Source organism: Streptomyces rectiverticillatus (assembly GCF_013394065.1).
Lineage (GTDB): Bacteria > Actinomycetota > Actinomycetes > Streptomycetales > Streptomycetaceae > Streptomyces > Streptomyces rectiverticillatus.
On sequence record NZ_CP040752.1, the window covers coordinates 715537 to 727934 of the forward strand.

A 12398-nucleotide genomic window follows, 5' to 3' on the forward strand; every position below is an offset into this window, starting at 1 on the left:
GCCGCCACGGCTCGCGGGGTGCCGGTGGGCTGTGGCAAGGCCGGGCCGCCGGGGCGGGCCCGGCCCCGTGCCGGACGGCGGCGCATGGGCGAAGCTGGAAGGAGACCGGAGGGAGAGGCGGGCGGGGAGGGGCCGAGCGCAGAGGAGCCGACGATGCCGCACACAGCCGAATGGAACGTCCACCTCGACCTGGTCGAGGAGGACGGCAGGACGAGGGCCCGCGCCACGCTCGACACCGGGGCGACGACCGTCACGGGCAGCGGGACCGCCACGTGCGCGCCGGGCGACAAGGACATCCCGGCGATCGGGGACGAGTTCGCGGCCGGCCGGGCCCTGCGCGACCTGGGCGAACAGCTCCTGCACGCCGCGGAGCACGACGTCGCCGCGGTGGGCGCGGCGCCCGAGCCCAGGAGGTCGCCGATGTACGGGTGGCCGCTGTGAGGCCGTGAGGCGGGCCCGCCGGGGTCAGACCCCGACCGTCTCCTCCATCTCCTCCTCGGCCGCGGGCCCGGTCCCGGCGGCCGGGCGGGCCCTGCGCGCCTCGACGGCCCATGCGAGGGCGGTCACGGCCGCGCCCAGGACCAGCCACAGCGCCAGCGTCGCGACGTGGCGGCCGAGTCCGGTGCGCTCGAAGTAGACGAGGCTGCGTGCGCCCTCGACGAAGCCGGCGCCGTTCCAGAAGGAGTGCAGCCCGGCGAAGAAGCCGTTCTGCAGCTCGGGCCGGTACACGCCGCCCGCGCTGGTGAAGTTGAGCATCACGAAGAGCACCATCATGCCCAGCGTCGTCCAGCGCTTGAGAAAGGTGTGCAGCCCGACGCCGACGAGCAGGATGCCCGCCGAGTAGGCCCAGGCCATCCCCCACAGCCCCCACAGGCCGTGGTCGACGAGGTGGAAGACGGGCCCGGCCAGCGCGGCGCCGATCACGCCGACCACGAACGAGGTCGCCACCGCCAGCGCGGCGCGCAGCCTCATGGGCAGCGCGCCGCCGGCGGCGCCCAGCACGGCGACGGAGGCGTACGAGCCGATGCTGACCGCGACCAGCAGGAAGAAGATGCCCTGGCCGGTCGGGTCGCCCTCGGCGGGCGGCGCGACGTCGGTGACCTTCAGGGGGGCGCCGGTGCGGGCGGCGACGGGCGCGAAGACCTTCTGCACGGCCATGGCGGTGGTGTCGGACCCGGCGGAGGCGACGAGCAGTTCGGGCGCGTGCGGGTCCGGTATGTACGCGCCGGAGACGTCGCGGTGGCGGAGCGCGCGGACGGCCTCGTCGCGGTCGGCGACGGTGCGGACGGCGAGCCGGTCCCCCGCCTTGTCGGCGATGCCCCGCGCCAGGGTCCCCGCGCCCTGGCCGGACTCCACGACGGCGACGGGCAGTTCGTGGGGCGTGGGCTGGGCGAACGCGCCCAGGTAGGCGAGGCCCATTCCGATGCACATCAGCAAGGGGGTGAGCAGGTGGCTCAGTACGTGGCGCAGCGCGCCGCGGGTGGCGGGTCCCATCGTGTCCTTCCTCGGCCAAATTAGCTGGCTTTTACAACTTTCCCTTTAAGTTGTACTATACAACCAGACCTCGAAAGGAAGCCGCCGTGCCCGATCGTGACGCCTCCGTGGAGACCATCCAGCGCGAGCTGACCGCCTTCGCCCGCCGCGCCCGGGCCGCGGCGGCCCGCATGCACCCCGAGCTCTCCCTGGTCTCCTTCACCCTCCTCGCCCACCTGGAGGACCGCGGCGGGTGCCGCGCCACGGACCTGGCCGCGCACTACCTGCTGGACAAGTCCACGGTCAGCCGGCAGATCGCGGCCCTGGAGCGGCTCGGCCTCGTCGAGCGGCGGCCCGCCCCCGAGGACCAGCGCGCCCAGGTACTGCACCTGACCCCCCGCGGCGCCGGGACCCTCGCGCAGGTCACCGCCAACCGCCGGGCGGCCTTCCGGGAGCGCCTCGCCGACTGGGACGAGGCCGACCTGGACCGCTTCGCCGGCTACCTGCTGCGTTACAACGCCTCGGTGGAACCGCTCGACTGAGCCGCCGCTCCCCGCCGGGACCTCGCACCCACTCCCCGAATCCGGGGTGGTTGGTCACTCGATGGGCTGTTTTGCCGCCGTTGAGGGTGAGTCGCCCTCCCCGGAGCGGCTATGCAGGCCTGACGGATACGACCTGCCGGCAGGCTCGGACGGAAGGGTGTGGGGACCGTGCAGCCACGCGGAGACGACCGTGACCGGGGCGGCCCCCCGCCGTCCGTGGCCGCGTCGCCGGGAGAGGAGCTGCGCCGGCTGCGGCAGGAGCGGGGCATGTCCCTGGCCGGGCTGTCCCGTGCCGTCCACTACACCAAGGGCTATCTGAGCCGGGTCGAGACCGGCGAGAAGCCGATGACGCCCGAGGTGGCCCGGCGGTGCGAAGAGGCCCTCGGCGCCGGCGGGGTGCTGTCCGGGCTGGTGCCGGAGCCGGCCGAGGGGCGGCGCTCCGCTCGCAACGGGCTGCTGGAGGTGTGCCCGTACCGGGGCCTGGCCGCGTTCGACGCCGCGGACGCGAGCTGGTTCTTCGGCCGGGACCGGGCGACGGCCGCCCTCGTGCGTCAGCTGACCGAGCGCCTGGACGGCTCCGGGCCGACCGCCGTGGTCGCCGCGTCGGGCACCGGCAAGACGTCGCTGCTGCACGCCGGGCTGGTGCCCGAGCTGCGCCGGGGCGTCCTGCCCGTGCCCGGGTCGAACCGCTGGCCCGTGGTCACGATGCGCCCCGGCGAACGCCCCCTCGACGAGCTGCTGGGCCGGGTGGCGGACGCCGCCGCGGCGGATCCGGACCACCTGACCAGGGCGCTGGCCCGCGGCGGGGCGGGGGCGCTGGCCCGCGCCGTCCACGCCGCGCTGAACCGCCGCCCGCGGGGCGCCGGGAGGGCGGGAGCAGCGGGCGCGGAGGGGGCGGAGCCGGCCCGGGTGGTGCTCGTCGTCGACCAGTTCGAGGAGGTCTTCACGCTGTGCCCGGACGCCCGGCAGCGCACGGATTTCGTCCGCGCGCTGCACGCCCTGGCGACGGGCCCCGCTCCGGCCGACGGCCGGGAGGGGTCCGCGGCGCTGGTGGTGCTGGGCATGCGGGCCGACTTCTACGGCAGGTGCCTGGCGTTCCCCGAGCTGGCGGCGGCGCTGCGCTCGGGCCAGCTCCCCCTGGAGCCCCTGCGGGTGCAGGAGCTGCGCGACGCCGTGGTGCGGCCGGCCCACGCGGTGGGCCTGGAGCTGGAGCCGGGCCTGGCCGAGCTGATCCTGCGCGACCTGGGCGCCGGTGACGACGGCGGGGAGCGGGAGGGCGGCGGGTACGAGCCCGGTGCGCTGCCGCTGCTCTCCCACGCCCTGCTGGCGACCTGGCAGCGGCGCAGCGGCAGGCTCCTGACCGTGGCGGGCTACCAGCAGGCCGGCGGGATCGCGGGGGCGGTCGCGGCGACGGCGGAGCGGGCGTACGGGCGCCTGTCGCCCGGCTGCCGGGAGGCCGCCCGGGCGGTCCTGCTGCAGCTGGTCCGCGTGGACCAGGACGGGCGGTCGGCGCGCCGGCGGGTGTCGCGCGAGCGGCTGTCGCAGGACCTCGGGGCGCAGGCCGGGGCAGCGCCGGAGGTGGTGGAGGCCTTCACGCGGGCGCGCCTGCTCACCGTCGACGCCGACCAGGTCACGCTGGCCCACGAGGCCGTGCTGCGGGCGTGGCCGCGGCTGCAGACGTGGATCGAGGCGGACGCGGCGGCCCTGCACGGCTGGCAGCAGCTGAGCGCCGCGGCCGGGCAGTGGGAGGCCGAGGGGCGCGACCCCGCGCTGCTGCCGCGGGGCAGCAGGCTGGCCGCCGCGCACGAGACCGCGAGCCATCCCCTGGCCGCGGTGGGCGGGGTCGAGCGGGCGTTCCTGGATGCGGCGACGGCGCTGGCCGCCGCCGAGCAGGAGACGGAGCGGCGCCGGACCCGGCGGCTGTACCGGCTGCTGGTGTCCATGGCCGTCCTCCTCGTCCTGGCGCTGGCCGGCGGGGTGGCGGCGGTGCACCAGGGCCTGCGGGCGGAGGCCGAGCGGCGCGCGGCACGCTCGGAGGAACTGGCCTTCCGGGCCGTCTCGGGCAGTGCGCCCCGGCCCGAGGTGGCGATGCTGCTGGCGACCGGAGCCTGGCGGGACGCCCACACCCCGGCCGCGGCCGGCGCCGTGCTGAGCACGCAGGCGCAGCCGTACGCCGGGCGGCTGGCCGGGCACCGCAAGCGCGCCCACGCCGTGGCCTGGCTACCGGGCGGGAAGCGGCTGCTGTCGGCGGGTGCGGACGCCACCGTCCGGGAGTGGGACGTGCGGACGCGCCGGCAGGTGGGGGCGGCACGGAGCGGGGCGGCGGTGCGCGCGCTGGCCGCGGCGCGGCGGCGGAACCTGGCCGCCTGGGGGGACGAGGCGGGCGTCGTCACCCTGCGGGAGGGCACGGGCGGGCGGACCGTGGCGCTGCCTCCGCAGAGCAGGCACCGCGGGGCTGTCCGGGGAGCGGCCCTGTCGGACCGCGGGGACCTGCTGGTGACCGCGGGCGAGGACGGCACGGTGCGCCTGACCCGCCTGGGCGGCGGCCCGGCCCGCACCGAGGTCCGGGACGCCGGGCTGGGATGGCTGTACGCGGCCGCCGTCAGCCCGGACGGCGAACAGGTCGCCGTCGCCGGCTTCGACGGGCGGGTGTGGGTGCTCGACGTGGACAGCGGACGGTCGAGGGTCGTCGGCAGCCGGGACTTCGGCCGCGTCCGGGCCCTCGCCTTCTCGCCGGACGGCCGCCGCCTGGCCACCGGGGAGTGGCTCAACCGCATCGGCCTGTGGGACACCCGCACCGGCAAGCGCGAGGCCGCCCTCGAAGGGCCTTCCGACTCCGTCTTCGGCGTGGCCTTCTCCCCCGACGGCACCCGGCTCGCCGCGGCCAGCCAGGACGACACCGCCGCTATCTGGGACCTCGCCGAGCACCGCCGCATCGCGCAACTCGCCAGCCACATCGGCCCCGTATACGCCATCGCCTACTCCCCCGACGGCCGCACCCTGGCGACGTCCGGGGAGGACGGCACGGTGCGCCTGTGGACCCCGCAGGCCGCCGTCACCACCCCGCCGCCGGGATCGGCCTGGCAGGACGGGGCCCTCAGCCCCGACCGCTCCCTCCTCGCCGTCGCGGGGCGGGACGGCACGCTGCGCCTGCTGCGCACCGCCGACCGCAGCCTGCGCACGGTGCGGGCCGGGGAGGATCCGGTGCGCGCGGTGGCGTTCAGCCACGACGGGTCGCTGGTCGCCGCCGGCGACGAACACGGCACCGCCACCGTGTGGCGCACCGCGGACCTCCGCCGCCCGCTCCACCGCTGGCGGGCGCACGGCCGGGCGCTCACCTCGCTCGCCTTCCGCCCCGGCGACGCCGGAGCGCTCGCCACCGCCTCCGAGGACCACAGCGCGAAGCTGTGGCGGCTCGCGGGGGACGCCACCCTGCCGGAGCGCACGCTGCTCGGCCACGACGACGGCGTCTACCGCGTGCTCTTCCTCGGCCGGGACGCCCTCGCCACCGGCAGCCTCGACAACACCGTCCGCATCTGGCGCTACTCCGACGGCCGTGCACTGCGCAGCCTGACGGAACACGAGGACACCGTCTTCGGCCTGGCCCGCAGCCGCGACGGCGTCCTCGCCACGGCGAGCCGCGACCACACCGTCAAGCTCTGGGACCCCGAGGGCCGCACGAGCCTGCGCACCCTGGCCGGGCACACCGGCCCCGTCACGTCCGCGGCCTTCAACCCCGCCGGCACCCGGCTGGTGACCACCGGCCGCGACCACACCGTACGGATCTGGGACCCGCGCGACGGCCGCCTGCTGCTGACCCTGACCGGCCACACCGGCCGGGTCCGGGCCGCGGCCTTCCTCGGTGACGACGGCCCGGTGGTGTCGGTGGCCGAGGACGGGACGGTGCGCTGGTGGAACCTGGACGTTCCGGAGGTCCTCGCCCGCACCTGCAAGGCCCTTGGCAGCGCCACGGACCGGCCGCTGTGGCAGCGCCTGCTGCCGGACGTGCCCTACGCGCCGGGCTGCCCCTGAGCGCCCGCCCTCCGTGCGCCGCGGGGCGCGGGGCCCGGGAGCTTCCACCGGCGGCACTTCACCCACATGCGCATCACGGCCGGTGGGACGCGGTTGCCCGCCGCCTTGTCCGCCGAGGCAACAGGAAACCCCTGTTCCGCACCGCTGCCCCGCTCCGAGACTCGGAGTACCGGGACAACAGGGGTGAAACCACCCCCGGTGACTCGGCCTCAGTTCCCCATCGCCATCCGCATCCCCGTCCGCCCACCCCCGTCACCCCTCGCCGACCCCGGAAGGACGACTCCCATGGACACCCGCTCCTCCCCCCTCGCCCGCCTCCGCGACGCCGGTGCGCTGCTCCTGGCCGCGCTCACCCTCGCCGGAGGCGCCGTCGCCACCACGACCACGACCACCGTCACCGTCACGGCGACCACGACCGCCACCGGCGGCGCGGACGGGGCCGACCCGTGCCGGGCCTTCCAAGCCGGAGCCTGCCCCCACCGGAACTGACGCGGCCGCTCACGTCCCACCGGCTGCGCGCAGCAGGGCCGTCGTCCCGCGGGCGGCCCTGTCTGCGCACGCCGGCCGGGGGCCCGGCGCGCCGCGACCGCCCCGGCTCGCGCCGTTGCCGCCCGTCCCCCGGATGGGTGATCATGCACGTCATGCACAGTGACCTCTTCGCCCAGCAGAACATGGCCAAGCCGGCCGCCGCGCCCGGCATGGCCGTCCACAACGCCAAGTCCATCGTCTACGCCGTCGACGGCGAGTGCTACGCGCGCCAGGGGTCCATGGTCGCCTTCCGCGGCGACCTGCAGTTCGAGAAGCTCGGCCAGGGCGTGGGCAAGTTCCTCAAGCGCGCCGTCACCGGCGAGGGCCTGGCGCTGATGGCCGTGCGGGGCCGCGGCGAGGTGTGGTTCGCGCACGAGGCCGCCAACTGCTTCATCGTCGACATCGCCCCCGGCGAGAGCCTCACCGTCAACGGCCGCAACGTCCTGTGCTTCGACCCGACCCTCTCCTACGAGATCCAGACCGTGAAGGGCGCGGGCATGACGGGCGGCGGGCTCTTCAACTCCGTCTTCAGCGGCCACGGGAAGCTCGGCGTCATATGCGAGGGCAACCCCATCGTCATCCCCGTCTCCGCCCAGGCCCCGGTCTACGTGGACACCGACGCGGTCGTCGGCTGGTCCGCCTCCCTGCGCACCTCGCTGCACCGCTCCCAGAGCCTCGGCTCCATGCTGCGCGGCGGCTCCGGCGAGGCCGTCCAGCTCAAGCTGGAGGGAGAGGGCTTCGTGATCGTCCGGCCGAGCGAGGCCAAGCCGCAGCAGCAGACCGGCTGACCCGGTGCTCGGTCGCATAGCCTCCGCCGTGCTGCCCGCGGCCGGGCGGCTGACGGTGACGACCGACGACGCTGCCGGCGCCGGGCCCGCACCCGGCAGCATCGTCGCGGCGAACCACACCTCGACGGCCGACCCGGCGGTCGTGCTCGCCGCCCTGCACCGGCTCGGGGTCTCCCCCGTCGCCCTGGCCGCCGCCGGCCTGTGGCGGATCCCGCTGCTCGGGCGGCTGCTCACCCGGGAGGGGTACGTCCCCGTCCACCGCGGCGACCCGCGGGCGGCCCGGGCCCTCGACGGGGCCGTGGCCGCGCTCGCGAGCGGCCGCACCGTGCTCATCTACGGCGAGGGCGCCATACCCCGCCGCAGGGACTCCGGCGAGGCGGCGCCCCGCCCCTTCCGCGGCGGGCTCGCCCACCTCGCCCTCGCCACCGGGGCCCCCGTCGTGCCCCTGGGGCAGGCGGGAGCGCGCCGCATCTGCTCCGGCAGCCGGACCCGGCAGCTCGCCGGCCTGCTCACCGCGCCCGTGCGCCGGCCGCCCCTGCACGTCCACATCGGCGCCCCGGTCCGGCTGACCGGCGACCGCGCGGCGGCCACGGCGCGCGCCCACGAGGCGGTGACCTGCGCCTGGCGCACGGCGGCCGCACGCCTGGGAGAACGGCCGCCGCGGTGACCGGCGGGCCCGGCGGCCTGAAGCCGTCGGGCCCGCCCTTCGCGCCTTACCGTCTGGCCTGGGGATCGTCGCAGGCCCGGCCGTCGCCGCCCTTCCCTTCCGGAACGATCTCCGAGGCCCAGCCCTCGGGAGGTTCCTGGTACGGGCTGCAGGTCCCGCACGAGGCACACGTCCACCTGCCGTGTACCCCCAGGACGACGGATCCGCAGCCGCTACAGGTGTTGGTGGTGTAGTAGGGCTCGCCGGGTGCGGCGTGTGAGCGCCATGCCTGCTCTTCCATGTCACCCAGACTGCCATGAACACTGTGAGCACGAGGACTTCCCGTCAGGACCGTTGATGGTCGACGCGCCACATTCGGGACAGTTCATGACCCCCCTTCCTGCCTGCAGCGCATGCCGGGCAGCGTCAAATGCCGGTGGACCAGCCGTAGTTGCCTTCACCATCGGACAACCGGGCCGAAGGCACCAGACACCGTGCTCGAAGTGTGATAAGCGCGATGAGCGGAGGCGCGGCCGCCGGTGGCACGGGCCCCCGAGGCGCCGCGCGCCGGGTGGTGCGAGGCTTGCCGCATGCAGCAGACACCGTCTTCCCGCGTCCTCGTCGTGGACGACGACCCGACCGTCGCCGAAGTCGTCGCCGGCTACCTCGACCGCGCCGGCTTCACCGTCGACCGGGCCGCCGACGGCCCCCGGGCGCTGGAGCTGGCGGCGGCGGTCCGGCCCGACCTCGTCGTCCTCGATCTGATGCTCCCGGGCATGGACGGCCTGGAGGTGTGCCGCCGGCTCCGCGCGGACGGCCCGGTCCCGGTGATCATGCTCACCGCGCGCGGCGACGAGGAGGACCGGATCCTCGGCCTGGAGGTGGGCGCGGACGACTACGTCACCAAGCCGTTCAGCCCCCGGGAGCTGGTGCTGCGCGTCACGTCCGTCCTGCGCCGCGCGCACGCGCGCTCCGCGGGCCCCCGCCCGGCGCCCCTGCTGCGGGCGGCCGGCCTCGTGCTCGACCCGGCCGCCCGGCGCGCCACCAAGGACGGCGCCGAGCTCGCCCTCACCCTGCGCGAGTTCGACCTGCTGTCCTTCCTGCTGCGCCACCCGGGGCGGGCGTGTTCCCGGGAGGAGCTGATGCACGAGGTGTGGGGCTGGGAGTTCGGCGACCTGTCGACGGTGACCGTGCACGTGCGCCGGCTGCGCGGCAAGGTCGAGGACGACCCGGCCCGGCCGCGGCTGATCCGGACCGTCTGGGGCGTCGGCTACCGCTTCGAGGCGGACGGCGCGCGGCCTCCGGGCGGGCCGGACTCCCGCAGCGAAGGGGCCGGCCGTGCGTGACGCCCTCCTGATCGCCCTCTACTCGTTCCTCGGCGCGGCAGCGGCCGGGCTGCTGGGTGCGCTCGCCCTGCGGGCGCTGCGCCACCGCTCGGTGGCGGTCTCCCTCACGGTGGTGGCCGTCGTGTCCGTCGTCGCGATGCTGGCCGGGACGCTCGCCGTGGCCCGGGCGATGTTCCTCTCCTCGCACGACCTGACCGTCGTCACGACGGTCTGCGCGACGGCCGCCGTGGTCTCCCTCGCCACCGCCCTGCTGCTGGGCCGCTGGGTGGTGGCGCACAGCAACGCCCTGACGCGCGCGGCGCGCTCCTTCGGCGACGAGGGCAGCTTCGCGGCGCCGGGCGGCGGCGCCACGGCCGAGCTCGCCGCGCTGGGGCGCGAGCTGGCCGCGACGAGCGAGAAGCTCGCGCGCTCGCGGGAGCGGGAGCAGGCGCTGGAGACCTCGCGGCGCGAGCTGGTGGCCTGGATCTCGCACGACCTGCGGACCCCGCTGGCCGGGCTGCGGGCGATGTCCGAGGCCCTGGAGGACGGCGTGGCGGAGGACCCCCCGCGCTACCTCCGCAGGATGCGCACGGAGGTGGAGCGCCTCGACGCCATGGTCGGCGACCTCTTCGAGCTCTCCCGCATCCACGCGGGCGCGCTGCCGCTGCACCCGAGCCGGATGTCGGTGTACGACCTGGTGGACGACGCCCTCGCCGGGGTGGGGCCGCTGGCCCGCGAACACGGCGTCCGGCTGACCGGGGACGGTGTGGAGGCGGTGCCGGTCGAGGTCGACGGCAAGGAGATGACCCGCGTCCTGGGCAATCTCCTCGTCAACGCCGTCCGCCGCACTCCGGCCGACGGCACGGTCGCGGTCGCCGCGCACCGGGAGGCGGACACGGTCGTGCTGTCCGTGACGGACGGCTGCGGCGGCATCCCGGAGGAGGATCTCCCGCGGGTCTTCGACACGGGCTGGCGCGGCACCGAGGCCCGTACGCCGCCGGGCGGCGCGGGGCTGGGCCTGGCCATCGTCCGCGGCATCGTGGAGGCTCACGCGGGCCGCGCCGCCGTACGCAACGTGCCCGGCGGCTGCCGCTTCGAGGTGGTCCTGCCGGCGGCCCGCTAGCCGGGGCGCCGCGGGCGCCGGCCGCCTCACCGCCGCGGGTCCGTAAGTCGGTTGACGAAGATCAACTTGTGTAGTGGACTCGCACGCGTGCCCTCGCCTCGAATGACCCGGATCGCGCAGCGCATACGCTCCGCAGCACCCGCCGACGCCGTCACGGCGGGCTTCCTCGCCGTGCTCATCGGCATCACCAGCTCCGTGGCCATCGTCGTCACCGCGGCGGAAGCGGCCGGGGCCACCCCGGCGCAGCTCACGTCCTGGATGTTCGCCCTGGGCATCGGCATGGGCGTCACCTGCGCGGGGCTGTCGCTGCGTCACCGGGCGCCGGTGGTCACGGCCTGGTCCACGCCCGGTGCGGCCCTGCTGGCGACCGGCCTGCACGGGGTGTCGATGGCCGAGGCCGTCGGCGCGTTCCTCCTCTCGGCGGTCCTGGTGATCGTCAGCGGTGCGACCGGCTGGTTCGAGCGCGTCATGGACAGGATCCCGGTGCCCTTGGCGTCGGCGCTCCTCGCGGGCGTGCTCGTGCAGTTCGGCACGGGCCTGTTCACGAAGATGCAGCAGGACTTCGCCGTGGTGTTCCCGATGTTCGCGGTCTACCTCGCCTGCAAGCGGTGGCTGCCCCGGTACGCGGTCATCGGCGCACTGGCCACCGGGGTCGTGGTGAGCGCGTTCCGGGGCTCGTGGCACCTGCAGGGCCTGCACGTGGCGCTCGCCGAACCGGTCTTCGTGCGCCCGGAGTTCTCCTGGCAGGTGCTGGTCGGCGTCGGTCTGCCGCTGTTCGTGGTGACGATGGCCTCGCAGAACCTGCCGGGCGTGGCGGTGCTGCGCGGCGCGGGCTACCGTACGCCGGTCTCGCCACTGCTCACCTGGACCGGGATCGTCAACGCGGTGCTGGCCCCGTTCGGCTGCTTCGGGCTGAACCTGGCCGCGATCACCGCGGCGATCTGCACCGGCGAGGAGGCCCACCGCGACCCGCGCAGGCGCTACCTGGCCTCCGTGTGGGCGGGCCTGTTCTACATCACGGTCGGTCTCTTCGGCGGCGTCGTGGGCTGGCTGCTGACCGCCATGCCCGCCTCCCTCGTCATGGGCATCGCCGGGCTCGGCCTCCTCGGCACGATCGGCGGCTCCCTCACGGCCGCCCTCGCGGACGCGCGCATGCGCGAGGCGGCCGTCGTCACCTTCCTCGCCACCGCGTCGGGGATCACTCTGGCCGGCATCGGCTCGACGTTCTGGGGCCTGCTGGCCGGGGTGCTGGCGACCGTGGTGCTGAACGGGCGCCGCCGCGAGCCCGCGGCGGCGCGGGAGCGGGAGACGGCGGACGAGCCCGCCGGGCCGGTGAGCGCCGCGCAGGAGAAAGCGGCGCAGGAGAAAGCGGCGCGCTGAGGAGCCGCCGCGCCCGCGCCCGTCAGGCGGTGGGGGCTCCGGCCACGCGGCGCTCGCCGCCGTTGCGCTCCTGCCAGAACCGGTAGACGGCGGTCGCCTCGTCGCGGGGCTCGTGGCGCATCGGCAGCCGCCGCTCGCTCCAGTCCTTCGCGAACTCCGCGTAGAAGGTGTTCAGCTCGAAGTACTTGCGGTCGTCGACATAGTGGGGCTCGTAGTCGTCGCGCTGCGTGAGGAAGACGACCTCGTCCGGGCTGCAGTAGTAGAGCGAGCCCAGGCACATCGGACAGGGGTGGGCGAGCACGTAGATCGTGGCACCGGTCAGGTGCTCGGTGCCGAGCCTGGTGCAGGCCTCGCGGATGGCGAGGATCTCGGCGTGCGCGGTCGGGTCGGAGGTCTGGGCGACGAGGTTGGGGCTCTCGGCGAGGATCTCGCCGTCCTTCACGATGACGGTCGCGAAGGGGCGGCCGCCCTCCTCGACGTTCTTGCGGGCGATGTCGATGGTGCGCCGGATGAAGTCCATGGTGCGGGTGCTCCTGGGGAGGGGTGCGGGCCCGCGCCCGG

Annotated in this window: 11 protein-coding genes; 9 read left to right on the forward strand and 2 right to left on the reverse strand. The window is 75.8% G+C overall.

Features of this window, described 5'->3' with window-relative positions; genetic code table 11:
* The first annotated feature begins 153 nt into the window (after positions 1–153).
* A complete protein-coding gene (locus tag FGW37_RS02750) occupies positions 154–441 on the forward strand; it encodes a DUF1876 domain-containing protein (protein WP_058041646.1) in 288 nt (95 codons plus the stop codon).
* Positions 442–465: 24 nt separating this feature from the next.
* Here FGW37_RS02750 and FGW37_RS02755 read toward each other — a convergent pair whose 3' ends face one another.
* Positions 466–1494, reverse strand: a complete 1029-nt coding sequence (locus FGW37_RS02755) for a hypothetical protein (RefSeq protein ID WP_179079583.1) — start codon at positions 1492–1494, stop codon at positions 466–468.
* A gap of 86 nt (positions 1495–1580) precedes the next feature.
* On the opposite strand from FGW37_RS02755, the gene FGW37_RS02760 reads away from it, so the two are divergent.
* The 8 genes from FGW37_RS02760 (at position 1581) to FGW37_RS02795 (ending at position 11837) form a co-directional block, all read left to right on the forward strand.
* The gene (locus FGW37_RS02760) at positions 1581–2015 is read left to right on the forward strand and encodes a MarR family winged helix-turn-helix transcriptional regulator (RefSeq protein WP_179079584.1); all 435 of its coding nucleotides are present in this window, start codon (positions 1581–1583) and stop codon (positions 2013–2015) included.
* 168 nt (positions 2016–2183) lie between these two features.
* A complete protein-coding gene (locus FGW37_RS02765) occupies positions 2184–6047 on the forward strand; it encodes an nSTAND1 domain-containing NTPase (protein WP_179079585.1) in 3864 nt (1287 codons plus the stop codon).
* Between the two features lie 285 nt (positions 6048–6332).
* Complete coding sequence (locus FGW37_RS02770) at positions 6333–6536, forward strand: hypothetical protein (RefSeq protein WP_179079586.1); 204 nt, start codon at positions 6333–6335, stop codon at positions 6534–6536.
* Positions 6537–6688: 152 nt separating this feature from the next.
* Positions 6689–7363 carry an AIM24 family protein gene (locus tag FGW37_RS02775; protein WP_179079587.1) on the forward strand — a complete coding sequence of 225 codons (675 nt, stop codon included), beginning with the start codon at positions 6689–6691 and terminating at the stop codon, positions 7361–7363.
* 4 nt (positions 7364–7367) lie between these two features.
* Positions 7368–8030 carry a lysophospholipid acyltransferase family protein gene (locus FGW37_RS02780; RefSeq protein WP_179079588.1) on the forward strand — a complete coding sequence of 221 codons (663 nt, stop codon included), beginning with the start codon at positions 7368–7370 and terminating at the stop codon, positions 8028–8030.
* Positions 8031–8599: 569 nt separating this feature from the next.
* Positions 8600–9355: a response regulator transcription factor gene (locus FGW37_RS02785; protein WP_179079589.1), complete on the forward strand. Its 756-nt coding sequence runs from the start codon at positions 8600–8602 to the stop codon at positions 9353–9355.
* Positions 9348–10457: a sensor histidine kinase gene (locus FGW37_RS02790; RefSeq protein WP_179079590.1), complete on the forward strand. Its 1110-nt coding sequence runs from the start codon at positions 9348–9350 to the stop codon at positions 10455–10457. The genes FGW37_RS02785 and FGW37_RS02790 overlap by 8 nt, the downstream gene beginning before the upstream one ends.
* 102 nt (positions 10458–10559) lie before the next feature.
* Positions 10560–11837 carry a benzoate/H(+) symporter BenE family transporter gene (locus FGW37_RS02795; protein ID WP_179079591.1) on the forward strand — a complete coding sequence of 426 codons (1278 nt, stop codon included), beginning with the start codon at positions 10560–10562 and terminating at the stop codon, positions 11835–11837.
* A gap of 22 nt (positions 11838–11859) precedes the next feature.
* On the opposite strand, the gene FGW37_RS02800 is transcribed toward FGW37_RS02795, so the two are convergent.
* Entirely contained in the window at positions 11860–12357 is a 498-nt protein-coding gene (locus tag FGW37_RS02800; protein WP_179079592.1) for a nucleoside deaminase, read from the reverse strand.
* Between the last annotated feature and the right edge of the window lie 41 nt (positions 12358–12398).

Excerpts from the sequence above, each read along its gene's own strand:
- FGW37_RS02785 (WP_179079589.1), top strand. The coding sequence starts at position 8,600 with ATGCAGCAGACACCGTCTTCCCGCGTCCTCGTCGTGGACGACGACCCG.
- FGW37_RS02755 (WP_179079583.1), bottom strand. The coding sequence starts at position 1,494 with ATGGGACCCGCCACCCGCGGCGCGCTGCGCCACGTACTGAGCCACCTG.
- FGW37_RS02795 (WP_179079591.1), top strand. The coding sequence starts at position 10,560 with ATGACCCGGATCGCGCAGCGCATACGCTCCGCAGCACCCGCCGACGCC.
- FGW37_RS02775 (WP_179079587.1), top strand. The coding sequence starts at position 6,689 with ATGCACAGTGACCTCTTCGCCCAGCAGAACATGGCCAAGCCGGCCGCC.
- FGW37_RS02770 (WP_179079586.1), top strand. The coding sequence starts at position 6,333 with ATGGACACCCGCTCCTCCCCCCTCGCCCGCCTCCGCGACGCCGGTGCG.
- FGW37_RS02750 (WP_058041646.1), top strand. The coding sequence starts at position 154 with ATGCCGCACACAGCCGAATGGAACGTCCACCTCGACCTGGTCGAGGAG.
- FGW37_RS02800 (WP_179079592.1), bottom strand. The coding sequence starts at position 12,357 with ATGGACTTCATCCGGCGCACCATCGACATCGCCCGCAAGAACGTCGAG.